18 protein-coding genes are annotated in these 24,935 nt (G+C 69.3%); 14 read left to right on the plus strand and 4 right to left on the minus strand.

Translation table 11 applies throughout. The annotated features are described in order from the left end of the window. Positions 1 to 63: 63 nt before the first annotated feature. The 4 genes from OXN85_11085 (at position 64) to OXN85_11100 (ending at position 5,965) form a co-directional block, all read left to right on the plus strand. Positions 64 to 1,236, plus strand: a complete 1,173-nt coding sequence (locus tag OXN85_11085) for a LuxR C-terminal-related transcriptional regulator (protein MCY3600496.1) — start codon at positions 64 to 66, stop codon at positions 1,234 to 1,236. A gap of 240 nt (positions 1,237 to 1,476) precedes the next feature. Next, complete coding sequence (locus OXN85_11090) at positions 1,477 to 3,186, plus strand: amidohydrolase family protein (protein ID MCY3600497.1); 1,710 nt, start codon at positions 1,477 to 1,479, stop codon at positions 3,184 to 3,186. Between the two features lie 8 nt (positions 3,187 to 3,194). Continuing rightward, positions 3,195 to 4,604: an amidohydrolase family protein gene (locus tag OXN85_11095; protein ID MCY3600498.1), complete on the plus strand. Its 1,410-nt coding sequence runs from the start codon at positions 3,195 to 3,197 to the stop codon at positions 4,602 to 4,604. Positions 4,605 to 4,609: 5 nt separating this feature from the next. Next, on the plus strand, positions 4,610 to 5,965 hold the full coding sequence (locus tag OXN85_11100; GenBank protein ID MCY3600499.1) for an amidohydrolase family protein: 1,356 nt from the start codon (positions 4,610 to 4,612) through the stop codon (positions 5,963 to 5,965). Positions 5,966 to 5,968: 3 nt separating this feature from the next. On the opposite strand, the gene OXN85_11105 is transcribed toward OXN85_11100, so the two are convergent. Beyond that, positions 5,969 to 6,319 (minus strand): peptide chain release factor-like protein, encoded by a 351-nt coding sequence (locus OXN85_11105; GenBank protein ID MCY3600500.1) that lies wholly within the window; start codon positions 6,317 to 6,319, stop codon positions 5,969 to 5,971. Positions 6,320 to 6,404: 85 nt separating this feature from the next. On the opposite strand from OXN85_11105, the gene OXN85_11110 reads away from it, so the two are divergent. Together OXN85_11110 and OXN85_11115 are read left to right on the plus strand one after the other, a co-directional pair. Next, entirely contained in the window at positions 6,405 to 7,031 is a 627-nt protein-coding gene (locus OXN85_11110; protein ID MCY3600501.1) for a PH domain-containing protein, read from the plus strand. Next, positions 7,021 to 8,664 (plus strand): PH domain-containing protein, encoded by a 1,644-nt coding sequence (locus OXN85_11115; protein MCY3600502.1) that lies wholly within the window; start codon positions 7,021 to 7,023, stop codon positions 8,662 to 8,664. The genes OXN85_11110 and OXN85_11115 overlap by 11 nt, the downstream gene beginning before the upstream one ends. A gap of 19 nt (positions 8,665 to 8,683) precedes the next feature. Here OXN85_11115 and OXN85_11120 read toward each other — a convergent pair whose 3' ends face one another. Together OXN85_11120 and OXN85_11125 are read right to left on the minus strand one after the other, a co-directional pair. Further along, positions 8,684 to 10,909: a redoxin domain-containing protein gene (locus OXN85_11120; GenBank protein MCY3600503.1), complete on the minus strand. Its 2,226-nt coding sequence runs from the start codon at positions 10,907 to 10,909 to the stop codon at positions 8,684 to 8,686. A 47-nt stretch (positions 10,910 to 10,956) separates the two neighbouring features. Beyond that, a complete protein-coding gene (locus tag OXN85_11125; GenBank protein ID MCY3600504.1) occupies positions 10,957 to 13,200 on the minus strand; it encodes a redoxin domain-containing protein in 2,244 nt (747 codons plus the stop codon). A 127-nt stretch (positions 13,201 to 13,327) separates the two neighbouring features. On the opposite strand from OXN85_11125, the gene OXN85_11130 reads away from it, so the two are divergent. Next, on the plus strand, positions 13,328 to 14,902 hold the full coding sequence (locus OXN85_11130; protein ID MCY3600505.1) for an ATP-dependent DNA helicase: 1,575 nt from the start codon (positions 13,328 to 13,330) through the stop codon (positions 14,900 to 14,902). A 2-nt stretch (positions 14,903 to 14,904) separates the two neighbouring features. On the opposite strand, the gene OXN85_11135 is transcribed toward OXN85_11130, so the two are convergent. Continuing rightward, entirely contained in the window at positions 14,905 to 15,993 is a 1,089-nt protein-coding gene (locus OXN85_11135; GenBank protein MCY3600506.1) for a carboxypeptidase regulatory-like domain-containing protein, read from the minus strand. 157 nt (positions 15,994 to 16,150) lie between these two features. Here OXN85_11135 and OXN85_11140 point away from each other — a divergent pair, with 157 nt between their 5' ends. The 7 genes from OXN85_11140 to OXN85_11170 all read left to right on the plus strand — a co-directional run bounded on the left by OXN85_11140 (position 16,151) and on the right by OXN85_11170 (position 24,924). Next, positions 16,151 to 16,984, plus strand: a complete 834-nt coding sequence (locus tag OXN85_11140) for a hypothetical protein (GenBank protein MCY3600507.1) — start codon at positions 16,151 to 16,153, stop codon at positions 16,982 to 16,984. A 131-nt stretch (positions 16,985 to 17,115) separates the two neighbouring features. Beyond that, the gene (locus tag OXN85_11145; protein MCY3600508.1) at positions 17,116 to 17,610 is read left to right on the plus strand and encodes a RidA family protein; all 495 of its coding nucleotides are present in this window, start codon (positions 17,116 to 17,118) and stop codon (positions 17,608 to 17,610) included. Continuing rightward, the gene (locus tag OXN85_11150) at positions 17,597 to 19,609 is read left to right on the plus strand and encodes a pyrroloquinoline quinone-dependent dehydrogenase (protein ID MCY3600509.1); all 2,013 of its coding nucleotides are present in this window, start codon (positions 17,597 to 17,599) and stop codon (positions 19,607 to 19,609) included. Before OXN85_11145 ends, OXN85_11150 begins: the two co-directional genes overlap by 14 nt. A gap of 8 nt (positions 19,610 to 19,617) precedes the next feature. Next, positions 19,618 to 20,523 (plus strand): SDR family NAD(P)-dependent oxidoreductase, encoded by a 906-nt coding sequence (locus tag OXN85_11155; GenBank protein MCY3600510.1) that lies wholly within the window; start codon positions 19,618 to 19,620, stop codon positions 20,521 to 20,523. Between the two features lie 106 nt (positions 20,524 to 20,629). Continuing rightward, positions 20,630 to 21,643, plus strand: a complete 1,014-nt coding sequence (locus OXN85_11160; GenBank protein MCY3600511.1) for a hypothetical protein — start codon at positions 20,630 to 20,632, stop codon at positions 21,641 to 21,643. Between the two features lie 33 nt (positions 21,644 to 21,676). Then, on the plus strand, positions 21,677 to 22,753 hold the full coding sequence (locus OXN85_11165) for an HmuY family protein (GenBank protein ID MCY3600512.1): 1,077 nt from the start codon (positions 21,677 to 21,679) through the stop codon (positions 22,751 to 22,753). Beyond that, positions 22,750 to 24,924, plus strand: a complete 2,175-nt coding sequence (locus tag OXN85_11170) for a TonB-dependent receptor (GenBank protein MCY3600513.1) — start codon at positions 22,750 to 22,752, stop codon at positions 24,922 to 24,924. The genes OXN85_11165 and OXN85_11170 overlap by 4 nt, the downstream gene beginning before the upstream one ends. Positions 24,925 to 24,935 lie beyond the last annotated feature (11 nt).

Raw genomic sequence — 24,935 nt, forward strand, 5'->3', positions numbered from 1 at the left:
TTTCTCTCCCAAAATTGGTGGTGTTCCGTGGACGCCCCATGGCCCATTCTGGGAGCCGCCGGAATGGAGAGGACGGGAAGACGGAAAATTGATTCGCAGGACAGGTTCGAGCGCACCGTGGCGTCGTTGTACGGCGCCGCGCTGGACGATGGGGCGTGGGTCTCGGCGGCCGGGGCGATCAACGACCTGCTCCGGATCAGCGGCCACGGCCTGACGTTCGCGGATCCGTGCCAGACCGAGCCCGAGATCTTCTTCAACCGGTTCTTCGTCGGCGCGGAACACCGGATGGACCTGGAGCTCCTGTATTTTCGCGACTGCTACTGGCGCGATGAAGCGATTCCGCGGCTCTACGCACTCGGCGACGGCGATTTCGTCTACCGGTCGGAACTCTATACCGACCGGGAGAAGGAGACGTCTCCCGCGTACAACGAGTTCCGGCACATCGCGAAGTCGCAGGACGGGCTCTTCCTCGCGCTCGACGGGCTGGACGGCTGCGGCGTCGTCTGGTCCATCGGCGACTCCGTCGAACGGGGAGGCTGGGGGCAGGATCAGATCCGGGCCATCCGCCGACTCGCGCCTCATCTGCGCCAGTTCGCGCGCATCCGTCGTGCGCTGGCCGATGCCAGGGCGCTGGGCGCGTCGCTTGCCGAGCTACTGGAAAGCGGGCGGTCGGGGGTCATCCAGCTGGACCGCCGCGGACGCATCCTGGAGGCGAACGACCGGGCCCGGGCCGTCCTGGCGAAACGCGACGAGCTCCGCGACGAGGGCGGCGTGCTCGCGGTCGGAACTCAGACGGAGCACGCGGAACTGCAGCACCTGCTCGCGCGCGCGCTGCCCGTTTACGGCGCCCGGGGGGCCGGCGGCACGATGAAGATCACGCGCCGCCGTGCCGGGACGCCGCTGGTCCTTGAAATCCACCCCGTCCAGAAGACGGGTACGGACGCTCGTTCGTGGGAGGTCGGCGCGCTGGCGCTGATCGTCGACCCGATCGCCCGTCCCCGGGTGGATCCCGGCTTGCCGGCGATGGCCTGGGGGTTGACGCCTGCGGAGAGCCGTGTGGCGGTGGCGGTGGCGACCGGCCAGACGCCAGCCGGCGTCGCGGCCGAACTGGGGTGCGCGGAGAGCATCGTGCGCACACACCTGAAGCGGGTCTACCGCAAGCTCGGAGTCCGCAGGCAGACCGAACTCGTGCGCAGGGTTCTGTCGCTCGAAGCCCTGCGGGGATCCTTCCGCTAGTCGGCAAGCCGCCGCAGGGGCTTCGTCAGCCTCCGAGCGGGATCACGACCCTATGGCAGAGAGTCGATCCGCCATCGGAGCGTGTCCGGGCACTGCGCGGGCGTTGACCGGGTGGGGGACTGAACGGAGATTTGTGCAGGCGTGTTGTGAAGGGATGTGAAGGTGATATGCAGGGTTTGTTGCGCCGCGATGGACCTGCGATGGACCCGTGATGGACCCTCGGGGAAGGATGTATCTCTCATGAACCGCACCGCACTCGCGCGCCGGCTGGCGGGCGGGGTCGTTCCGGGGCTGCTCCTCGCGTCGCTGTCGGGCCTTGCCGCTCCGGCGCCCGCCGACGCGCAGTACATGCCGAGCCAGGCCCCGGTGCCTCCCCCGTTCTTCGCCCTCCAGAACGCGCGCATCGTGACCGGCACGGGCGCCGTGATCGAGAACGGCACCGTCGTCATCGCCAACGGCCTCATCGAGGCGGTCGGAGCCGATGTCGAAGTCCCCGGCGACGCATGGCTGATCGACGTCTCGGGCCTGACCGTCTACCCCGGCCTGTTCGACGGGCTGTCCCGGATCGGGATGGCCTCGCAGGTGGGGAATCCGGGCGGCGGGGGAGGCAACCCCTTCGCCGCGTTTGTCGAGCAGGCGAACCAGCCCCGCACCGTGGGGCCCGAGGACCGTCCGGCGACGAACTCCTGGGTCAACGCGGCCGACATGCTGGACCCGGATTCCGACGACATCGAGACGTGGCGGAGCGGCGGGTTCACGAACGCGCTCGTGGCGCCCGATGACGGGATCGTGACGGGGCAGGGCGTCGTGGTGAACCTCGCGGGCGACGAGCAGGAGATGGTCGTGAAGGCGCCCGCCGCTCTCCGCGTGACGATGAGCGGAGCCGGAGGGTTCCGGAGCTTCCCGGGTTCCCTCATGGGCGTCATCGCCTACATCCGGCAACTGTACCTGGACGCGGATCACAGCCAGCAGTACGAGGCGCGCTACACGGCCAACCCGAGCGGCCAGCCGCGGCCCACCTACGACCGGGCGCTCGGTCCGATCCAGGACGCGATCGCCGCGGGGTGGCCGACCGTGATGCCGGCGAACGAGGTGCGGCAGATCCGGCGCGCGATCAAGCTCGGGCGCGACACCGGCGCGCGGCCGGTCCTCCAGGGCGCGCACGAGGCGTACGGACTCGCCGGCGAGATCGCGGCGGCCGGCGCCCAGGTGCTCGTGAACGCCGATTGGCCGGAGCGGAACCGCGATGCGGATCCGGAAGCCGACGAATCGCTCTCGTCGCTGAAGCGCCGCGCCTATGCGCCGACGACGCCGGCCCGGCTCGAGGAGGCGGGCGTCGAATGGGCCTTCTACAGCGGCTCGGCCGGGAGCCCCCGCGCCATGATGGAGAAGGTGCGGACGGCGATCGAGAACGGACTCTCCGAGGAGGCGGCGCTGGAGGCGCTCACCGTCGCGCCCGCCCGCATCTACGGCGTGGACGCGATGCTCGGCTCCGTCGAGGCGGGCAAGATCGCGAACCTCGTCGTGACCGACGGCCCGCTGTTCGACGAGGACACCGACATCCGCATGGTGTTCGTCGACGGCCACAGGTTCGAGGAGGAAGCACCGGAGCCGCGGCCGACGGAGCCCCCGGCGGTCGACATGAACGGCACCTGGCTCCTCTCCCTGAACAACGACTCGCAGGAGGCGACGGCTGAACTCGAGGTGTCGGAGGACGGCACGATTTCCGGCGTCATCCAGGGCGAGCGCGGGGAGCAGCAGATCACCGACGGCTGGGTGAGCGGCAACGAGTTCAGCATTACGGCCTCGGCCACGATGGGGCCGGGCATGGACGTGGAGATCGTCTACACCGGCACCGTCGAGGGCGATGCGATCGAGGGGAACGCTTCCTTCGGAGGCATGCGCAACATGGACTTCACGGGCACGAGGCCCGGGGGAGGTGTCCGATGAGACATCCGATGAGAGATCCGAGGACACGGGTTGCCGGCCGGGTCGGCGCCGGGTGCCTGGCGCTCGGTCTCGCGCTCGGGATTCCGGGCGGGGCCGCGGCTCAGGAGCAGCCCATCCTGATCACGGGCGCGACGATTCTCACCGCGGCGGAAGCCGGGAGGATCGAGGACGGCGCCGTCCTGTTCCAGAACGGGCGCATCGTCGCCGTCGGGCCGGCCTCCGAGGTGGAGGCCCCCTCCGACGCGGTGGTCATCGACGGGACGGGCAAGTACATCACGCCCGGGATCGTTGACGCCCACTCCCACATCGCGGCCGACGCGATCAACGAGGGGGCGGTCTCCGTCTCCTCCATGGTGTCGATCCACGACGTGATCGACCCGACGGACGTCGCGATCTACCGCGAGGCGGCGGGCGGCACGACGACTTCGCACGTCATGCACGGGAGCGCGAACCCGATCGGCGGCAACAACGCCGTCATCAAGCACCGCTGGGGCGCGGACGCGCAGGGTCTCCTCTTCCAGGGCGCCCCGCCCACGATCAAGTTCGCGCTCGGCGAGAACCCGAAGCGGGCCGGGAGCCCCAACCTACCCGGCCACGAGGCGCGCTATCCCGCCTCCCGCATGGGGGTGATGGACGTGGTCCGGCAGGCCTTCATCGAGGCCAGCGAGTACAAGGCCGAGTGGGACACCTACCGGGCGCGCGTGGCCGATGGCGACCGCAGTGCGATCCCGCCACGCCGCAACCTGACCATGGATCCGCTGGTTGAAGTGCTCGAAGGCACGCGCTACGTGCACGCGCACAGCTACCGCGCGGACGAGATCCTGCAGCTCATGCGGGTGGCCGAGGAGTTCGGCTTCCGCATCCACGTGTTCCAGCACGTGCTCGAAGGCTACCGCGTGGCCGACGAGATGGCCGAGCACGGGGCCCACGCCTCCACCTTCTCCGACTGGTGGGCGTACAAGATGGAGGCCTACGAGGCGATTCCGCACAACGCGGCGATCATGACGCAGCGCGGCGTCAACGTCTCCATCAACTCCGACAGCGGAGAAGAGGGACGGCACCTCAACCAGGAAGCCGCCAAGACGATGAAGTGGGGCGGTCTGAGCGAGGCCGAGGCCCTCGCCACCGTGACGATCAACGCGGCCTTCCAGCTGCTGATCGACGACCGCGTGGGTTCGCTGGAGGCGGGGAAGGACGCGGACATCGTCCTGTGGGAGAACTATCCGCTCTCCTCCTACGCCAGGGTCCGGACGACGTATATCGACGGCGAGGTGGTGTTCGACATCGACGCGGACCTGGCGATGCGGGCCGAGATCGAGGCCGAGAAGGCGGAGTTGAGAGAGATGCTCGGCGAGGCCGACGAGGACGACTCCGATAACGAGCGCGAGCCGGATCGGCGGCCGGGAGGTGAACGATGATGCGCATGGTGAAGTCGATAGTCGCGGCGGCGGCAGTCCTCGGCACCGTCGGGTTTGCCCTGCCGGCTGAGGCCGTCGCGCAGGACGGCGGCACGTTCGCGGTACAGGGAGCCACGATTCACACCGTCGCCGACGGCGTGATCGAGGGCGGCACGATCGTCATCCGGGACGGCCGCATCATCGCGGTCGGACAGGACGTCGACATCCCGGCGGACGCCGAGATCATCGACGGGGAGGGGAAGCACGTCTTTCCCGGCATGATCGATTCGTTCAGCTCGCTCGGGCTCACGGAGGTCGGGGCCGTCGCGGTGACGAACGACGCGAGCGAGCTGGGGCGCTGGAACCCGCATCTCAACGCGCACACGGCGATCCACCCCGCCAGCGAGCACATCCCGGTCGCGCGCGCGAACGGGATCACGCACTCGCTGGTCGCGCCCGGCGGCGGCGGCCGCTTCGGCGGCGGCGGAGGTTCGGGCATCCAGGGTCAGGCCACGCTCGTCCACCTCGACGGCTGGACGGTGGAGGAGATGGAGATCGAGAAGACGGCGGCCATGATCATCGGCTGGCCCACGCTGTCGACGGGTTTCCGCGCCTTCGCCGGCTTCGGCCGCCCGGCCGGGGGCCGCTCCTTCCAGCGGGCGCAGGAGCGCTTCGACGAGGAAGTGGCGGAGATGGACTCGTGGTTCGTCGCCGCCGAGCACTACCGGCAGGCCGTGGCGTCCGGATCGAGCCGCGTGCCCCGCAACATCCAGCTCGAGCACCTGTCGCGCGTCCTCGACCGGGGGATGAAGGTCATCGTGCGGGCGAACGGATGGCGCGAGATCGAGTCGGCCATCGAGTTCGCGGAGAAGTGGAACCTGGACCTCACCATCGCGGGCGGGAACGGGGCGCGCGAGATCGCCGGCACGCTCGCCGAGAAGAACATCCCCGTGATCCTGGGGCCGGTGCAGCGGCTGCCGCAGGGCGAGGACACCGCGTACGACGATCCGAACACGCTGCCCGGCGTGCTGCACGAGGCGGGGGTCGAGATCGCGTTCGCGACCTTCAACTCGTCCGATGCGCGGACCCTGCCCTACGAGGCCGCGAACTCCGTGTCGTGGGGGCTCTCGAAGGAGGCGGCGCTGGAAGCGGTGACGCTGGGCCCGGCGCGCGTGCTGGGCGTGGACGACCGGCTTGGGTCGCTGGAAGTCGGGAAGGTGGGGAACCTGATCGTGACCGACGGGGATCCGCTCGAGATCACGACCCGGATCGAGTGGGTGTTCATCAAGGGCGTGCCGTCCGACCTGGACAACAAGCACGATAGCCTGTGGGAGGAATACAGGAACCGCCCGGCGCGGCGCGTGACCACGACGACGACCTAGCAGCTACTCGTCGGATTCGGGACGGCGCCGCTGCCTCTTCGTGAGGGAGCGGCGCCGTTTCTTTTCCAGCCGTTGTTCGCGGGAGGCCCGGGTGGGCTTCGTCGGGCGGCGGGGCCGCGGCGTGTGCTCCCGCTCCCGGAGGGTGGCGCGGAGCCGGTCCAGGGCGCGGGCCCGGTTGCGGTGCTGGCTGCGGGACTCGCGCGCGGTCACGACGATGCCGGTGGGACGGTGCGTGAGCCGGACGGCCGACTCCGTCTTGTTCTGGTGCTGGCCGCCCGGACCACCGGCCCGGAACGTCTCGACGGTGCACTCGGCGAGCAGTTCTTCGTCGCTGCGTGACTCCGCGGCGCTCACGGCTTCCTCCCGTCGGATCGCTGGCCGGTTCCCGCCGGCTCCGCGCGCCGACACGAAAACCCTTCGATCAGCGTAACTTGTCCACATGAACGAGTCGACGCACAGCCCGGAGACGCCGGACCTGCCCGAGACGTCCGAAACGCCCGAGACATGGGGGACGCCGGAGACGGCGGGCTCCTGGGACCCGGCGGACCCGCCGAACCGGGAGGCCGGCAGCATTGCCGACGGGGTGCGCCGTTCGCTCGATCCGAAGGTGATCCCGCTGCAGCGCACGATCGGCGCCATCGTCACGGGTTGCGTCTCGCTCCCGCTCGGCGCCGCGGTCGGCGTGCTGTGGGCGGCCTTTGGACCCCCTCCGGTCGTATGGGGCCCGATGCTGGGAGGTTGGGCCGCGGTCACCGGCGCGCTGGGCTGGTGGCTGCAGCGGTGGCCCGTCCTTCACCACCGCTACGCGTCCTACGCCGTGCACCCGGACGGGATCGAGATCCGCAAGGGCGTGATCTGGCGGCAGGCGATCAGCGTGGCGCGCTCCCGCGTCCAGCACACCGACGTGTCGCAGGGTCCGCTCGAGCGGAAGTACGGCCTCGGGACGCTGGGCGTCTACACCGCGGGCACCGACCACGCCAAGGTCTCCCTCGACGGCCTGGAGCACGACACGGCGCTCCGCATCCGGGATCATCTCCTGCCGCCCGCGGGGGACGATGCCGTCTGAGGCGGCGGCGCCCACGCGGGCGATCGAGCACCGTCTCCATCCGCTCTCCGTCGGCTTCTCGCTCGCAAGCCAGCTCCGGCGGGCGATCCTCCCGCTGATCATCGGAGGCGCGTCGGCCAACTTCCTCGGCGTCGTGGAGATGCGTTTCGTCCTCCTGGTCGGGCTCATCCCGCTCGTGGTGGGTGCCGTCGTCCGCTACTTGACGTTCCGGTACCGGTACGAGGAGGCGGAACTCGTGATCCGGAGCGGACTCCTGTTTCGGCGCGAGCGGCACGTCCCCTACGCCCGCATCCAGAACCTCGACGCCGTGCAGGGCGTTTTCCACCGCGTGCTGGGCGTCGTGGAGGTCAAGCTCCAGACGGGCGGGGGACAGGAACCCGAGGCGACGCTGACCGTCCTCCCCCTGCCGGCCCTCGAAGCGCTGCGCCAGCGGGTCCGCGAGGGAAAGCGGGAAGCCGCCGGGGAGGTGGCGGGTGCCGGAGAGGTGACGGACGCCGCGACGGGGACGGCTGCCGACGCGGCGGCGACTCTCGACGCAGCGGCGACCGGTATGCCCGCCGAGCCGGCGGCGGATCCCGCTTCGGCCGATTCCGCGGAGAGCCGCACACTGCTGCACCTTCCGGCGCGCGAACTCCTGCTCCACGGTCTCCTCCAGAACCGCGGCATGGTGCTGATCGCCGCCGCTTTCGGCCTCGCTTGGGAGACGGGCCTCTTCGAGCGGGCCTCCGACTGGGTCGCCGGGGAGCAGTCGTGGATCGGCCCCGCGGTCGAGGGCGCGGCTGCGGACGTGGTGGTGGCCGGCATTCTCGTGACCGTGCTCGCCATAGCGGCGCTGGTCGTCGCCTTTGTGATCTTCGCCCGGCTGCTCTCGATCGTCTGGACGCTCGTGCGCCTGCACGACTACCGGGTCGTGCGCTCCGAGGAGGGGCTGCGCGCCACGTTCGGCATGCTGACGCAGGTCGCTGCCACCATCCCGCTGCGGCGCGTCCAGACGGTGACGATCCACGAGGGGCCGCTGCAGCGCTGGGCGGGCCGGGTCGCGGTCGGCGTCCAGACCGCCGGCGGAAGCCAGGCCGGACAGCCCGGGAACGCGGATCCCCACCGGCATCAACTCGCGCCCATCCTTCGCCGGGAACGCCTGCGCGAGTTCCTCCGGGAGGTGATCCCCGAACTGGACGCCCCCGAGGTCGGCTGGGAGCCCGTCTCTCCGCTCGCGTTCCGTCGCGTGGTGAGGGGGATCTCCTTACTCGCGACGCTGGCCGCGGTGCCGCTCTACTTTGCGCTCGGAGGCTGGGGCGTCGCCTTCCACGCCGCCTTCCTGGCCTGGGCGGTGTTCTACGCGCGGCGCTACGTAGACTGCCTCGGGTGGGCGCTGAAGGACGACATGGTCTGGTTCCGCAGCGGCTGGCTGTGGCGCCGCACGACGATCGCCCGCTACACCCGCATCCAGGTCGTGGCGCTGCGCGCTTCCCCGATCGACCGCTGGCGGGGCATGGCCAGCCTCCGGGTGGACACGGCCGGAGCAGGCGCCGCCGCCCACAAGGTGGACATCCCCTACCTGCCCGTCGACACGGCCCGACAACTGCGAACCCTCCTTGCCGCGGAGGCTGCCCGAACCGCCTTCCGCTGGTAAAGGGCTGTCGCCGCCGGGGTCAGCGCGTGCCGTCGGTTTCGCGAAGCGCCTCGACGCGCCAGGCGAACTCTTCGTCGAGCTTCGAGGTGTTGCCGATCTTCACGAACTGGATGTAGCCGTCGCGGTCCACGAACCACGTGGTCGGCCAGGCCCCGATCCCGGCCCGCTGGACGTAGCCGTCATCCATCAGGACCTGGAAGTCGAAGTCGTTCCGTTCGAGGTAATCCTCGACGAGGTCGCGTGACGTATCGTTGCTGATCGAGACCACGCTGACCTCCGGGTCGTCGCGGTAGCGTTCGTCGAACTTCTGGTACTCGGGCATTTCGACGATGCACGGGCCGCACCACGTACCCCAGAAGTGCACCACGGCGATCCTTCCATCGAGGTCGGCGGAGTCGACCATGGATCCGTCGAGCCGCGCCAACTGGAACGGCTCGTAGGTCCCCGCCGCCTCGACCCGCGACTCCAGGATCCGCCCGCGGCGTCGGATCTGGTCGCGCTCGTTCAGCGTGGCGAGGTACTCGTCGATTCCTGCGCGGCTCCCGTTGCGACGCTCGTACAGCGCTTCGATGGCCTCCTGACTTGGGTTCTCGCCCACCCGCGTGCTTCCGAGGCCGGCGATGTAGGAGTCCTCCGCGCGGTCCAGCCACTCGATGGCCGCTTCGGCGTCTCCGTTTTCGGCCGCCCGGTCGGCGAAGTGCTCGTAGACCTGCCCGAGGTGATATCGGGTCTCCCGATTGGATTCCGTGAGAACGAGAGAGCGCTCCAGCGAGTGCAGTCCGTCCTCCACCCGTCCTGCCTTGAAATAGGCCCAGCCCATCGCATCGTGGACGATGCTGAGGTAGTAGCGCAGGGACTGTTCCCACTCTCCCTCGGTATCGAAGGACCTGCGTGACATTCCGACACGGTCGACGGCGTTTTGGAGCCCGTGATTCCGTGCGATCTCGGCCGCCTCCAGCGCATGCGGCGTGGATTCGGCCATGTCGATCAGCGCGGATCCAAATGTGATGTGCGGGTTCAGGTCGTTGTGCGCGACGAGTCCCCGGACGGCCTCGGCCAACTCCTCAGAGGGGACGGGGTCCATGTCCCGGAGCGCGACGTAGAGGCTCATGTAGGCGCTTGCCTTCTGTCGGTCCGAGTACAGCGGTTGCTCGAGAAAGCGGTTTACGGCAGCGCGCACCACTTCGAGTTGCGCCATGTATTCCGGGGAATCGCGGCCCTCAGCCTGGTAGAGCCGGTTCAACTCGCTGCTCGCAGCGTTGTACTCGCGCGCGTATATCAGCGACGCGTGGCGGCTGAGGGGAGCGCGCTCGACCACCAGAGCTTCGAGTCGTTCCCCGCGCTCCATGTCTTCCATGTCCCGGTACATGCTCGCGGTCGCCGAGAGCCCGCGGATGGATTCGAGCCCCGCGTCCCGGAAGGCCGCGATGCTCGCCTCGACGGCCGGGCGCCGCTCTTCGGCCGGAAGCACGCCCGACTCGAACAGAATCCACCAGTGCCACTGCCGCACGTCCACTGAGCCCGGGGCGAGTGCCACGGCCTGTTCGATCAGCGGTAGCGCCTCTTCCGCCCGATTGGCGCGGAACAGGTCTTCGGCCGCCCGGAGGTATCCGTTTACGTGATCCGGGAATCGCGCCCGCAGTTCCGCGTACGTTGCGAGACTCGAATCGGCCCATGCCGGATCACTCAACTCGTACCGGGCCTGGGACTCCAGTTGGGCGCGCGCGAAGAGGATTTCCGGCGTCGCCCGGGTCACCGAATCGAGCGATGCCAGGAAAGCGCGAGCACCCTCGATGCTATCGAAACGGAGCGACTGTACACGCGCGGCCGCGAACTCGGGACGGGGCAGAGCTTCCCACGCCTTCAGGCTGGGCTCGACTGCGAGTTTCCACTCATTCTCGGCGAAGTGCCCAAGCGCCTGCGTATAAAGCCCCCACGGGTTGTTCGGATCCTCGGCAAGTATCGCATCCGCCTGTGCACGGATCTCCTTGAACAGCCACCAGCCCCGCAGTTGCTCCGCATAAAGGGCTCGGAGTTCGGCGTCGTCCGGGGCGCGCGCGACCCATGCCTCCCCGAACGGCAGGCCGGCCTCGAAGGTCCGCAGCCGAACGTGGTCCCGAAGTTCGGCCTTCGCGGCTTCGAGTTCCTCGGGCGTGTAGTCGGGTGGCGCGCCACAGCTCGCGAGGGCGGCGCAGACGAGCAGAGGCCCGACCCGGGAGCCGGGCCGAAGGGAGCGGAGCGACATGCTGTACCTCCGGGATTCGTGGGTCTCTGCTGTCCGGCGCCTTCCGGTCAGGGGCTGCTGGTGTCGTCTCGAATCGCCTCGACGCGCCAGGCGAACTCCTCGTCGAGTTTCATGGCGGTGCCGATCTCCACGAACTGGACGTAGCCCTCGCGGTCCACGAACCAGGTGGTTGGCCAGGCGTACACGCCGGCGCGGTCGACGTAGCCATCGTCCACCAGCACAGTGAAGTCGAAGTTGTTCTTCGCCAGGTACTCCTCGATCACGTCGTTCGTGCGGTCGTTGCTGATCGAGATCACGGCGACCTCGGCGTCGTCCCGGTAGCGTTCGTCGAACTTCTGGTATTCCGGCATCTCGACGATGCACGGCCCGCACCACGTCCCCCAGAAGTGGAGTACGGCGATCTTCCCCTCGAGCTCCGCCGAGTCGATCATTTCACCGTCCAGCCGCGCGAGCGTGAACGGTTCGTACGTCCCCGCCGCCTCCACCCGCGACTCGAGGATGCGCTCGCGCCGCCGGTTCCGGTCGCGCTCGTCGAGCGTCGCGAGGTACTCCTCGATCCCCTCGCGGCTCCCGTTCCGGCTCTCGTACAGGGCCTCGAGAGCGGCTTCATTGGGGTTCGCGCCCCGGCTGGCCCCGAATCCCGCGATGTAGGAATCCTCCGCCTGGTCCAGCCAGGCCGTGACCGCTTCGGCGTCTCCCTCCTCCTCTGCCTCCGCGGCCATGTGCTCATAGACCTGCCCCAGATGGTAGCGGACGTCGCGGGTGTCCTCGGAAATCGCCAGCGCGCGCTCGAGCGTGTGACGCCCATCCTCCACACGGCCAGCCTTGAAGTGGGCCCACCCGATCACGTCGTACGTGTCGGTGAGGAAGCTGCGGAGCAGTTGATCGAACTCGCCTTCCGTGTCGAAGCGGTCTCGCGACTCGTTCAATCGCTCCAGCATGACGGGCACGCCCTCGCGGACGATGTCGACCGCTTCCAGCGCGTAGGGCGTGTGATCGATCATGGCGAGCGGGGCCGCCCCGAACGTGATGTGAGGATTCATGGTTTCGTGTGCGGCGAGTCCCCGCACCGCGTCGGCGAAGTCCTCCACCGGAAGCGGATCCATGGACCTGAGGGCGAAATACAGAGTGATGTAGGCCGTTCCCTTGTAGGTGTCGCTGTAAAGCGGCCGCTCCAGGTATTCGTGCACAGCGTCTCGTACGACGCCGAGCTGGGCGCGATGTTCGGGCGAGTCCGGGCCGTGCTCTTCCCGGAGTTCGCTCAGCTTGTCGTTCGCGCTGCGCACCTCGCCCAGATAGATGAGCGATGCGTGATAGCTGGCCGGGTCGCTCTCGACGATCTGCGTTTCGAGTTGAGCGGCGCGCTCTTCATCGCCCATCTCCCGGTACATTGCGGCGATGACTCCAAGCCCGCGCAGGGTCTCCGGGGCGGCATCACGGAACGCCGCCATGCTGGCCCTGACGGCTGGGCCTCGCTCGTCCTGCGGGAGAAGTTCCGACATCCACAGGCCGCGCCAGTGCTGTCGTCGAACCTCCGACGATCCAGGCGCAAGCTCGAGAGCCGCGTCCATGAGTGAGGTCCACTCATCCATGCGGCGGGCGTTATAGGCCTCGTTGGCCAACCTGGTGTATCCCAGTACGTGGTCCGGAAACCGTTCCTTGAACTCCGCCCACGTCGCTCGGCTGGAGTCCGCCCACGTCGGGTCGTTCAGCATGTAGCGGGTCTGTGACTCCAGCTCGGCCTGCATGCGCAGTATCTCCGGCCAACCGCGGGTCTCCTCATCGAGCCCGTCGAGGAACTCTCGCGCCGCATCGAAGTCGTCCCGGCTCAACGCCCGCAGGTAGAGGAAGGCGAACTCGGGTTGCGGAGAGGCCTCCCACGCCTGCAGGGCCATCTCGTGCGCCGGTCCGGCCTCGTTGTCGACCAGGTGGGCGTAGGCCCGCACATAGAGACCCCACGGATTGTCAGGGTCATCCGCCAGGATCGCGTCGGCTTGCTCGTGGACCTCCTTCGACAGTCCCCAGCCCACGAGCTGGTAGGCGTAGAGGCCTCGGAGTTCCGCGTCGTCCGGCGCGCGGGCGACCCACTCTTCGCCGAACAGCTTGCCGGCCTCGAAGGTGCGCAGCCGGGCATGGTCGCGAAGCTCCTGCTTCGCCGCCGCAAGTTCTTCGGCCGTGTAGTCGGGCGGAGCGGCACCGTCCCCGCACGCTCCGAGCAGCGCGCCCGCAAACACGACGAGCGGAAGAAAAGGTCCGACGTTCGGGCCGGATCGGCGGGAACGCGTCGACATCGCACACCTCCGGGGCAGGGGCAGGGACAGCCGCAGGCTGAGCCTCTCAACCTGTAAGGACGTTGACATGACGAAAAGGGTTTTCCGCCGTTGAGGTTCCGTTGAGCCGGGGGCGGATATCCGTGGTATGTTGCGAACGATGATCGAGCCGCGCGCCCCCCACCCGGAATCCGTCCTCCGCGACGTGTTCGGCTACGACGAATTTCGGCCCGGTCAGGCGCACATCATCGACGCGGTGCTGGCGGGGCGGGATTGCATCGGCGTCATGCCCACCGGGGCGGGGAAGTCGCTCACCTTCCAGATTCCGGCGCGGCTCATGCCGGGGACGGTCGTCGTCCTCTCGCCCCTCATCAGCCTGATGAAGGACCAGGTCGACGCCCTCCTCGACCTCGGGTTCCGGGCCACGGCGATCAACTCGTCGCTCGCGGCGGACGAGCGCCGGCGCCGGCTGCGCGGGTTCGAGCGCGGAGACTATGAACTCGTCTACCTGGCGCCGGAAGCTCTGGGGCCGCACATGCGGCAGCGCCTGCGTTACGCGCCGCTGTCCCTGATCGTCGTCGATGAGGCGCACTGTATTTCGCAATGGGGACACGACTTTCGCCCGTCCTACCGGGCGCTTCAGGGACTGCGGGACGAGATTCTCGACCAAGGCGCGGGAGGGAACGGGTTGCCGATCCTCGCGCTCACCGCGACCGCCACCCGCCGGGTCGCGGCCGACATCATTCGACAGTTGGGAATGAGGAAGCCCGAGGGATACAAGGGTTCCTTCTTTCGCTCGAACCTCCGCGTCGTCTGCCGGAAGAAGGGGGAGGGGAATACGCGGGCCGAGATTCTGGGGCTCATCCGCCGGCACCGGGGGGAGAGCGGGATCGTCTACTGTCTGTCGCGAAAGTCCGTGGAACAGATGGCGGAGTTCCTCCGGCGCGAGGGCGTCGACGCGGTCCCGTACCACGCGGGGCTTGACGACGACGCGCGGGCCGAGCATCAGGACGCGTTCGCCCGCGATGAGGTCGACGTGGTCGTGGCGACGATCGCCTTCGGGATGGGGATCGACAAGTCCAACGTGCGCTTCGTCATCCACCGGGACATGCCGTCCGACATCGAGTCGTGGTACCAGGAGATCGGACGTGCCGGGCGGGACGGGCTGCCCAGCGACTGCGTGCTCTTCTACTCGTGGGCGGACGTGAAGGTACGCGAGCGGTTCCTCGCCGAGATCGACGATCCGACGGTGCGCGAGGCCAAGCGCCGGGCGGCTGTCGACCTCTTCCGGCTCGCGGACCGCGACGCGTGCCGCCACCGCGGGCTGCTCGCCTACTTCGGGGAGGATTTCGAGGCGTGCGGCGAGTCGTGCGATGTGTGCACGGGACTCGGCGTGACGGATCTCGTGGACGTGCTCCCCGTGCTCAAGCGCAAGCCTCGGGCTGGACGCGCGGGCGGCCGCGTTGCCGCGGGGCGGGCCACCGCGGCCGACGCCGACCGGTCGCCGTCGGACCCCACCTTCCAGCGCCTCCGCACGCTGCGGAAGGAACTGGCGGACGCGCGCGGCGTCCCCGCCTACATCGTGTTCAGCGACCAGGTGCTGTGGGACCTGATCGACCTGCGTCCCGGCTCGCCCGAGGAGATGCTGCGCGTTCCCGGCATCGGCCCCGCCAAGCTCGAGCAGTACGGCGACGTGTTCCTCGACGCGCTGCGCGACGGCTGATCTCACGACTTCGTCCAGATCACGACGACGCCGCAGCGCGATTCCATCCCGGCGAACTCGGCCGGCAACTCGGAGGGGCCCAGGTACACTTCGACCCCCGCGATCTCGATTGGAAGGACGAAGTCGTTGATGTTCGCTACGCCACCGCCCCCAATCCGACCCCTGCGCACGATGAGGCTGCCGTCCAGGTAGATGTTCATCAGGCAGCCATCGGTCGAAGAGATGTCCGATATCCGGGTGTTGTACAGCTTGCAGCTGTTCTGCCGCACGCCGCAGTTCCGGAGTCGGATCCCCGGGATATCGGCGACCATCTGCGTGATCCGGAGGGGACTTCGGCGCTCGATGTCCTCGGCCGTGAAGAACGTGCCGCCTGCGACCAGTTCGCCCCAGTATTTTCTCTCGTAGAAGCCCTGGGTTTCCAGTCGGCGAGACCGTACCACGGTGGCGACCAGCGGCTCCAACTCCACCGGTTCCGGGACGAGACCGATCTCGATTTCCGTCGTGTGCCCGCGGGCCACCGCGACCGAATGGCGGAAAGGCGCATACCCGATGTGGCGCACGGCGATCTCGCGCCGGCCGACGGGGACGCCGGTGAGGACGAAGCGGCCCCGCCGATTGCTCGAGACTTCGCCGGCGTTGCCGAGGATGGACACCGCCGCCGCGGCCACGGGCTCATCCGTGGCGGCATCGCGGACAAGGCCCACGAGCCGTCCGGTGCCGGCCTCCGAGAGCAGGAGCCGAAGCTCCACGTCGTGCGGCATCCCCGCTTCGAGAGCCACGACGGCTTCCGGGCTGGATGCGTCTCCGAACTCGGCCCAGAGCGTGGCCTCGCCCGCGTCCCGCGGAGCGCAGAGAAGCAAGTGTCCGTCCGTGCCGGCGCTTTCCCGCACGGGTCGCCGCACCGCGTCCGTCCAGCGCAGGACCACGGAGGCTCCGGGGATCGGAATGAAGCCGGACTCGTCCACCACCGAGACCCGGAGGGAGGCCCGGCCGTCGCAGTCGTCCATCGACTGGCCCTCCACACCGAGGGGGACGACAACCGGTTGCAGCGCGACCAGAACGGCCAGCGCCAACGCTCGTCCGTGATGCATGTCCGTCACTCCCGACACTAGGTTCCCGGATGCTGTTCGGAAGACGCCGAAATCACTTGCAGCGTCACATGGCTCCGACGCCCGACGCCGAGGTTCGACCCATGAAAGCCTCACACGCCGCAGCGCTGAAGACGCGCCGCTCCGGGTAGTGCAGCCGATGCCGGAGGTCTTTTTCCACGTGGGGGCGGGGCGGGCGGCGTCGCGCTGGCTCCAGGAACGGGTGTTCCCGCACTTCCGGGGCGTGCGTTACGTGCCGCGTACCCGGTTTCGGCAGAGCGCGAAAGTGGTGCGGCGGGGCGGAGACCTTCCCGTTCTCGTGTCCCGGCAGCTCGGCTACCGCGAGTTGACGCCCGCGGTGGAGTGGTTCGCGCGCGCCGCGCCGGCGGCCCGGCCGATCCTGGTCCTGCGCCGCCACGATGAGTGGCTGCGGTCGGTGTATCTCCGGGAGATCAAGGAGCTGCGCTACGTCCCGTTCGAGGCCTTTATCGACTTCGAGCGCGATGAGGGCGCCCGGCCCCGGTCCTCGGCTTTCTTTCGCGAGCGGATCCGGGTGCTCGAGGATCACTTCGCACATCGGCCCCTCGTCCTCTTCTTCGACCGACTCATCGAAGATCCCCGGGGGTTCGTCCAGACCATCGCCGACTACGTGGGCGCGTCGTATGACGAGGCCCGGATCTCGTTCCGGCCGTCGAACCGGTCCTATCGCGACCGGCAGTACCGATTCCTGCGCGAGGTGGGCCGGCGCTGGCCGGTGAAGCAGCGCGAAGAACCCGGGCCCGCGGCCTCCCGGTGGCTCCGCGTGAGGTCTCGCCGTCTCGCCTGGCACGCAGGCGTGGCGCTCGGACGGGTCGCGCCGGAGCGGATCCTGAGTCCGGACCCGCTCCTCACCGGAGAGCAGCTCGCGCGCGCCCGGGCCTTCTACGAAGCGGACTGGGAGGCCTGCGTGGACTATGCCCGCCGGCACAACCCGGGACTCATCGCCGGAGACTGACCTGACCCCGGGAAAGACCCAACCCCGGGACTGACCGAACGCCGCGGACGGCGGCGGACTCGCCGCATCCGGTCGCGCTCCCCAGATTCCCGCCCCTGCGATTCGTTTGCCGACGACATTCCGGAGGACGCATGCCCCGACTACCCTTCGCCACCCGCCGCACCGCCCCCATCATGCCGGTCGCCTTGCCGCCGGCCGCGCCGCTGCCGGTTGCCTTGCTCCTGGCCGCCTTGCTTCCGGCGCTGCGTGCGGCGCCCGCCGCCGCCCAGGAGCGCTTTCCCGACCCGCCTCCGGATCACGGCCTGTACTCGGATGCGGTGCGGGTGGGAGATCTCGTATTCCTCGCAGGTGTCGTGAACCGCGATCCCGATCCCGCCACCCAGTTTCGCAACGCGTTCCGCCGCATCGGCCAGGTTCTCGAGGAAGCCGGGTCGAGCCTCGAGCGGGTGATCGACATCACCACCTATCACCTCGACATGCACGCCCACATCGACACCTTCATCGAGGTCAAGGACGAGTTCCTTCCCGAGCTTCCATCCTGGACCGCGGTGGGGGTGACCGAACTCTACAGCCCAGGCGTGCTGATCGAGGTCAAGGTGATCGCTGCGGTCGATGATGAAGGCTGACGGCGAGCCCGTGACTCCGGTCCGCGCGCGCCGGATCGCGCTCGGTCTGGCGTTCGGGTTCGGGGTCGCGCTCTCGGGCTGCGGCGGCGACGAGGCCGCCATCGATACCGGCGAACGCTCGGAGCCGCTGACGGCGTATGCGGGCGACGACTGGCCGGTGTACGGCGGCGACCCCGGCGGTCTCAAGTATTCCTCGCTGACGGACATCGACCGCTCCAACGTCGCCGAACTCGAGGCGGCCTGGGTGTGGGAGACGGGAGAGGAACCGATTCCGGACGCGGCGAGCCCCATCCAGGGCGAACGCGTGGCACCGGGCGCGTTCGAGGTGACGCCGATCGTCATCAACGACACGATGTGGCTCTCGACCCCCTACAGCCGGGTGGTCGCGCTGAACGCGGAGACGGGAGAGGAGTTCTGGAGCTACGATCCCAAGGCGTGGGAGTGGGGGAACCTCCACCGCGGCTGTCGCTTCTGTCACCGCGGCATCGCGCAGTGGAGCGACGGAAGCGAGCGCCGGATCTTCCTCAACTCGCGATGGCGCCTGATCGCGCTCGACGCCGCCACCGGCGAGCCGATTCCCGATTTCGGGGAGGGAGGCGAGGTCGACTTGACGGAAGGGCTCGCCTGGGACGCGAACCGGCTTCACATCTCCAACACTTCTCCCGCCGTCGTGTACGGGGACATCGTCATCGTGGGCAGCGGCGTCCCGGACAACCGGATCTACCGCCACAACCCCCCCGGCGACGTGCAGGCGTTCGACGCACGCACCGGCGAACTGCGCTGGACCTTCCACACCATCCCCAAGGAAGGGGAGTACGGGGTCGAGACGTGGGAGGACGAGTCCTGGTCCTACACCGGCTCGGCGAACGTGTGGGCGCCGTTCTCGCTGGACCCCGAGCGGGGACTCCTCTACCTGCCCGTCTCCACCCCGAACAACGACTTCTACGGCGGACACCGGCGGGGGCAGAACCTGTTCGCCGAATCGCTCGTGTGCCTGGACGCGCGGACGGGCGAGCGCGTGTGGCACTTCCAGACCGTTCACCACGGCCTGTGGGACTACGACCTGCCCGCGCCCCCCGCCCTCGTGACGATCAATGTGGACGGGCGCGAAATCGACGCGGTCGTGGCGGTGGGGAAGACGGCGTTCACGTACGTGCTGGACCGCGAGACCGGCGAGCCGGTGTGGCCGGTCGAGGAGCGCGCGGTGCCGGAGAGCACGGTGCCTGGCGAGGTGCCGTGGCCGACCCAGCCGTTCCCGACGCGGCCCGCGCCGTTCTCCCGGCAGGGGATCACCGAAGACGACCTCATCGACTTCACGCCCGAACTGCGCGCGGAAGCGCTGGACGTATTCCGCCGCCACCGGACCGGGCCGATCTTCACCCCGCCCTCCGTCGAGGGGACAATCATGATGCCGGGCCTCATCGGCGGGGCGGGGTGGGGAGGCGCGGCCATCGATCCCGAGAGCGGCCACATGTTCGTGAAGGCGTATGACGATCCCTTCCTGGCCCGGGTCGCCGAGGCGGAGCCGGGGACCGGGGACGCGGACTACCTCCCAAACTTCGCGAGCACTCTCTCGGTGGCCGGCGGGCTTCCGATCCTCAAGCCGCCTTACGGCACGATCACGGCGATCGACCTCAACACGGGCGACCACCTGTGGCAGCGTTCGTTCGGGGACGACTCCGCGATCCGCGAGCACCCGGCGCTCGCGGGCCTCAACCTCCCGCCCATGGGGGGCACGCCGCAGAGCCACGGCACGACGTCGGGGCCGCTGGCGACGGCGGGTGGGATCGTCTTCCTGGCGGGCGGCACTCCGTGGCTCGAGGCCATGGATGTCCGCGATGGAGGCACGCTGTGGCGGGGGGACCTGGGTGAAGGGTTGGGGCGCGGCAACCCGATGACGTACCGCACCCGGTCCGGGCGCCAGTTCGTCGTCGTCGCCACCTCCGCCGACGGGCAGGTCGACTCGAAGCTGCAGGCGTTCGCCCTCCCGGCCCGCTGATGGAGGCGATGACGGATGCCACGGACGGGACGGATCTCGCCCTCAAAGGGCAGGTCGCGGTCGTCACCGGGGCCAACTCGGGCGTCGGGAAGTCCGCCGCCGACCTCCTCGCGCGGGCGGGCGCCGACGTAACCCTGGTGTGCCGCAGCCGCGAGCGCGGGGAACCGGCGCTTGCCGACGTGCGGCAGGCGGGGGCTGCCGCGCGCGCGGATGTCCGCCTCGAAATCGCCGACCTATCGCTCCAGGCCGATGTCCGCGCCCTCGCCGACCGCCTGGCCGCCCGCTTCCCGGCGATCGACATCCTGGTGAACAACGCCGGCGTCTGGCTCCACCGGCGCGAGATCACGTCCGAGGGCTTCGAGGTCACGTTCGCGACGAACCACCTCGGCCATTTCCTCCTCACCCATCGCCTCCTCGCACCCCTCGCGGCCGGGCGGGGCCGGATCGTCAACGTGAGTTCCGAAGCCCACCGCAACGGGGACCTGCGCCGCGTCCCCCTCGAGTCCATCGTCCGCGGCGATGCGTGGAAGGGCGGTTTCCAGGCCTACGGCGACACGAAGCTGGCCAACGCCCTCTTCACCTTCGAGTCGGTACGGCGCTGGAGCGCCCACGGAATCACCGCGAACGCCGTCCACCCCGGCGTCCTCCGCACGCAGATCTGGCGGAAGAACCGCAGCGTGCTGGGCCTGCTCCTGAACGCGGCCAAGGGCCTGATGGCGAAACCCGAGGTCGGCGGCCACGCCGTGATGCGGCTCGTCGCGGACCCCGCCCGCGAGGAGGTGACCGGGCGCTACTTCAAGGTGGAGTCCGAGGTCGCCGCGACGGCCCAGGCCTACGACGAGGATCTCGCCCGGGAACTGTGGGACCGGAGCCTCGAATGGACCGATGTCGCCAGGAAAGACGGTCCCCGCTAACCGCCAGCCGTTTTCACAGTTGCGATCTCGGCTCGTGCCGCGCATCTTCATCTGACCTTCCTAATTGAGAATGATTCTCATTATCATTATCGCCGAGGTCGAGCCGATGCTGAACAGATTACGGGCGTCCTGCGGCGCCCTGGGATTGATCTGGACGTTGAGCGGGTGTGCGTCCGCAGGGGGACCGCAACCCGCCGTCGAACTGACTTCCGGCCCCGAGCGCACGGGAGCTGCGCCCGAATCGGCGCCTCGTCCCGGGATTCTCGTCATGGCGCACGGGGGCGGCGAGGAGTGGAACGGACGGGTCGAGGACGCCGTGCGGCCGCTGCGGGACAGGGTCCCCGTGTCCCTGGCGCTCGGGATGGCCAATCCCGCGACCATGCAGGCCGCCCTCGACTCGCTCGCGAATGAAGGCGTGAACACCGTGGCGGTCGTGAGGCTGTTCGTGTCCGGGGCGTCGTTTCTGCACCCGACGGAATTCCTGCTCGGCCTCCGCCCCGACCCCCCGAAACGCGCGATGGTGGGGCACCGAATGGTGAGTGGGACGGAGCTCGATCCGCTGGCGAACGGCAGCCGGATCCTGCTGGAGATGGAGGGGCTGGGAGGGTCCGATCAGGCGGCTCGCATCCTGGTCGACAGGGCCTCCGGCGCCGGCATTCCCCCGGCCGAGAGCGGCGTGCTGCTGCTCGCGCACGGCATGGGTGATGAAGGCGAGGACCGGCAGGTGCTACGCTCCATGGAGGATGCGGCCCGGGCCCTGAGCGACGGCGGCTACGCGGAGGTCCACGTCGGCACGCTGCGAGAAGACTGGGCCAGCGCGAGGGAAGAGGCGGAGGAGCGGATCAGGGGGCTGGTCGCCGGCATGGGGGAGCGCCACCGGCACGTCCTCGTGGTCCCGTACCGCGTGTCCGGCTTCGGCCCCTACGCCGACGTGCTGGAAGGCCTCGAATACGTTGCCACCGAGGGCTTCCTGCCCCATCCCCTCATCACCGACTGGATCGCGGCGAAGGCTACGGCGCGCTTCTGCGCCACCGGTCTCGTCTCGCCGCTCGGACCCTGTACCCCTGCCGCGGGAGGGCGCGCGCCGTCCGCCGTCCGCGAGCAGCCATCGAACCCCTGAACGGCGCTGGATTTCGACCCGGAGATGGTGCACATGCACAGAAGCACATTCGTCTCGGCGCGGATTCCGTTCCGCGTGCTGACGATTCTATTCATGATCGCGGCCGTGGCGGCCTGCGAATCGGAAGTCGCCGCTCCCGAGGAGGAGACCTTCGAAGAGGGCGTGATCTCGATCGATGCCTCCTCTCCCGTCTCCTTCGCCTATGTGAGTCTGACCGGCGGCGGACTGCTCCAGAACCCCGCGGACGCTGGCAGTTCCACGTCGTGGGACATGGCCTTCCGCAGGTTCTCCGTCCGGTTGAACGGGGGCGTTGCGGGCCCCGGCTCGGTGTCCGCGGTCAGCCTGGGAAACAACGCGAACCTGACGGCGGATCAGGTCACGGCGCTGACCCCGCAGGATGGGGAAGCGGCGTTCGCGGCGGTCAGTGAGGCCGACATTCCGGCGGCGGGATTCGTCGAGGATGCCCTGGCGCCGGAGACCGGTCCATCGTGGTTCCGCTTCGACCGCCAGTCGGGCTCGATCGTGGCGAACCCCGGCGCGGCCTGGAAGCTGCGCGAGGGTTCGGACCGCGGGTTCGGGGTAATTCGCATGGTGGACATCGCGATGCAGGGAGAGCGGCCCGTGGGCGCGACCATCCAGTTCCGCCGTCACGACCCGGGCGGCAGCCTCGGCGCGCCGGCAACGCTCGCGCTGGACCTCACCCGCGGCCCCGTGTACCTGAGCCTGTCGAGCGGGATCGTGCGCGACCCCGCAAGCTGTGACTGGGATGTCGCGACGTCGCCCGAGTTCACGATACTGGTGAACGAAGCCTGCGGCGCGGGGACCTTCCCGCTCGACGCGACGGACGATTTCACGGCGCTGGCCCAGGCCGACGACGCGCCGGACTACGCCGGTTTCCTCTCGACGATCGCCGGCGCGTTTCCGGCCACGGTGGGAGACGCGCGGGGTACGTTCTGGTACAGCATCCAGCAGAACAATCGCATGTGGCCGACGTACAACGTCTTCCTCGTGCGGGTGGGCGCGGAGATCTACAAGGTGCAGGTCTTCGACTACTACAACGCGACCGGAGATGCGGGGTATCCGTCCGTGAGGTTCCAGCGGCTCCGGTGAGCGTGCGCGGCGCCCGGCTGGCGCTCTGCCTCGCCATCGGGTGTGCCGTCATCGTCTGGCCGGACGCGGCGCGGGCTCAGTCGGAGGGGCGCGTCTACGACCTGGAGTCGGGGGCGGGGATCCCGGACGCCGAGGTGGGGTGGGTTCCGGCTCCCGCGGCGGGAGGCACCCCGGATTCCGTCGCCCTTCGGGACGCGGTACGCACGGACGCCAGCGGTTCCTTCATTCCCGATCCGAGCTGGGGTTCGGGAGGCGCGATGGCGGTGTCGGCGCTCGGGTACCGCTCTCGCACGGTCACCCTGGCGGACGCCGCGGCTGCGGGATGGCGGATCGGGCTTGAGCGCGACCCGCTCGCGCTCGACGAGATCGTGGTCACGGCGGGTTCGCTGCCGCGGCTCCGCTCGCAGGTCGCCGTGCCGATGGAGACGGTGGAAGCCGAGGAGATCGAGGCGGCCGGCGTCGCTGCCGCTGACCGGCTGCTCGCGGAGCTTCCCGGCGTCCAGGTGACGGCCGCCACGCCGGTCGGCTCGAATCTCATGATCCGGGGCGTCGGCGGCGCCCGCGTCCTCGTACTGCTCGATGGCCAGCCCACCGCGGGCGCGCTGCTCGAGAACCGCGACCTGAGCCGCATGTCGCTGACGGGCGTGGAGCGGGTCGAGATCGTGAAGGGGCCCCTGTCGTCCCTTTACGGCTCCGATGCGCTGGGCGGCGTCGTGAACGTCATCACGCAGCTTCCCGCGTCGGGGTTCCGGGTCGACGCGCGTGCCCTGTCGGGTGGCGCCGGACGCCGCGAGGCCGAGGCGTCGGCAAGCGGCGGAGGCCGTCTCCGCTATCGAATCACCGGCGGCTGGCGCCAGGAGGATCGGATCCCGGGGCTCGCCGATGCGGGCCCGAGCGCCTTCGCGCGCGTCTGGGACTTCCGGTCCCGCCTTCAGTTCAAGGCCTCGGACGCTTGGGACGTACGCGCTACCGCCACGTACCTTCGCGAGCGGCAGCGCTGGCCGGTGGGCGGCGCCTTCTCCGGGTTCAACGATAACGCGGGGTTCTCCGGCTGGGTCGAGGCGCGCCGGCCGCTGGGTCCCGGAACGTGGAGCGGAAGTCTCTTTCTCCAGGAATACGAGCACCTGTACCGAAGCGCCCGTGGAGAGGCTCCCATCGCCGACGACGGCGAAGCCACCCAGTGGGAGCGCCTCGCGAAGGGCGCCGCGGGATACTCCGCGGCCTTGGGCGGTCATTCCGTGGACCTGGGTCTCGAAGTCGCGAGCCGCGCGATTCGGTCGCCCGCCAAGTTGATCGAGGAGCGCGCCGCCGACCGGCAGCTCGCGCTCTTCGCGCAGGACGCCTGGCGTCTCGGGGGCACCGTATTGAGTGGCGGCGCCCGCCTCACCTGGAACGATCGCTGGGGCTCAAACCTCTCGCCCACCGTGGGCGTGACTCGGCGCGCCGGCGCCCGCGTGCATCTGCGGGCAGCGTTGGCCCGCGGCTTCCGGGCGCCCTCCTTCAAGGAGCTGGCGTGGAACTTCGTCAACGTGGGGGGCGGCTACGTCCTTCAGGGGTTCCCGGAGCTGGATCCGGAGCGCTCGTGGAACATCTCCGGCGGGGTGGACTGGCAACCGGCGTCGACCCTCAGGATCGAAGTCGAGGCCTTCTCGAACCGGATCCGGAACCTCATCGAGCCGGGGTTCGTCGGGAATACCGAGAGCGGTCTCCTCATCCTCTCCCCCCGGAACGTCGCGGACGCGGTCACGCGCGGGTTCGAGTTCAGCCTCCGCGCCGTCCTGGATCGGATGGAGTTTGCCGCGGGCTACGCGTACCTCGATGCGTACGCGGTCGACTCGGGGCTCCCGCTGGACCGGCGTGCCGGACACTCGGCGCGCGCCCGGGCCGCGTGGACCGCCGAAGCCCTCTCCGGGTTTCGGCTGGATGCCACCGCACACCTCACGGGCGCCGCGCCAATCATCGGAACCGCTTCCGACGGGAACGAAGCGAGGATCGGCACGCAGGAGCGGTTCGTGGCCATCGACCTGCAGACCTCCGTCGATCTCGGGCGAAGCCTCAGGCTGGTGGCCGGGGTCGACAACCTGTTCGATGCGCGTCCGGCGGGTTGGCAGGGGGCGATAGAACGAAAACTGCGGATGGGACTGGCCGTCGAAGACCTGTTCGCACGTTAAGCCGACGCTGC

The sequence above is a fragment of the Candidatus Palauibacter australiensis genome (genome assembly GCA_026705295.1).
GTDB lineage: Bacteria > Gemmatimonadota > Gemmatimonadetes > Palauibacterales > Palauibacteraceae > Palauibacter > Palauibacter australiensis.

What these genes read in the sequence shown, in the direction of transcription:
- OXN85_11165 (MCY3600512.1), top strand. Translation starts at nt 21,677, where the DNA reads ATGCACAGAAGCACATTCGTCTCGGCGCGGATTCCGTTCCGCGTGCTG.
- OXN85_11125 (MCY3600504.1), bottom strand. Translation starts at nt 13,200, where the DNA reads ATGTCGACGCGTTCCCGCCGATCCGGCCCGAACGTCGGACCTTTTCTT.
- OXN85_11140 (MCY3600507.1), top strand. Translation starts at nt 16,151, where the DNA reads ATGCCGGAGGTCTTTTTCCACGTGGGGGCGGGGCGGGCGGCGTCGCGC.
- OXN85_11160 (MCY3600511.1), top strand. Translation starts at nt 20,630, where the DNA reads ATGCTGAACAGATTACGGGCGTCCTGCGGCGCCCTGGGATTGATCTGG.
- OXN85_11155 (MCY3600510.1), top strand. Translation starts at nt 19,618, where the DNA reads ATGACGGATGCCACGGACGGGACGGATCTCGCCCTCAAAGGGCAGGTC.
- OXN85_11100 (MCY3600499.1), top strand. Translation starts at nt 4,610, where the DNA reads ATGGTGAAGTCGATAGTCGCGGCGGCGGCAGTCCTCGGCACCGTCGGG.
- OXN85_11145 (MCY3600508.1), top strand. Translation starts at nt 17,116, where the DNA reads ATGCCCCGACTACCCTTCGCCACCCGCCGCACCGCCCCCATCATGCCG.
- OXN85_11135 (MCY3600506.1), bottom strand. Translation starts at nt 15,993, where the DNA reads ATGCATCACGGACGAGCGTTGGCGCTGGCCGTTCTGGTCGCGCTGCAA.
- OXN85_11110 (MCY3600501.1), top strand. Translation starts at nt 6,405, where the DNA reads ATGAACGAGTCGACGCACAGCCCGGAGACGCCGGACCTGCCCGAGACG.
- OXN85_11120 (MCY3600503.1), bottom strand. Translation starts at nt 10,909, where the DNA reads ATGTCGCTCCGCTCCCTTCGGCCCGGCTCCCGGGTCGGGCCTCTGCTC.
- OXN85_11150 (MCY3600509.1), top strand. Translation starts at nt 17,597, where the DNA reads ATGATGAAGGCTGACGGCGAGCCCGTGACTCCGGTCCGCGCGCGCCGG.
- OXN85_11090 (MCY3600497.1), top strand. Translation starts at nt 1,477, where the DNA reads ATGAACCGCACCGCACTCGCGCGCCGGCTGGCGGGCGGGGTCGTTCCG.
- OXN85_11095 (MCY3600498.1), top strand. Translation starts at nt 3,195, where the DNA reads ATGAGAGATCCGAGGACACGGGTTGCCGGCCGGGTCGGCGCCGGGTGC.
- OXN85_11115 (MCY3600502.1), top strand. Translation starts at nt 7,021, where the DNA reads ATGCCGTCTGAGGCGGCGGCGCCCACGCGGGCGATCGAGCACCGTCTC.
- OXN85_11085 (MCY3600496.1), top strand. Translation starts at nt 64, where the DNA reads ATGGAGAGGACGGGAAGACGGAAAATTGATTCGCAGGACAGGTTCGAG.
- OXN85_11130 (MCY3600505.1), top strand. Translation starts at nt 13,328, where the DNA reads ATGTTGCGAACGATGATCGAGCCGCGCGCCCCCCACCCGGAATCCGTC.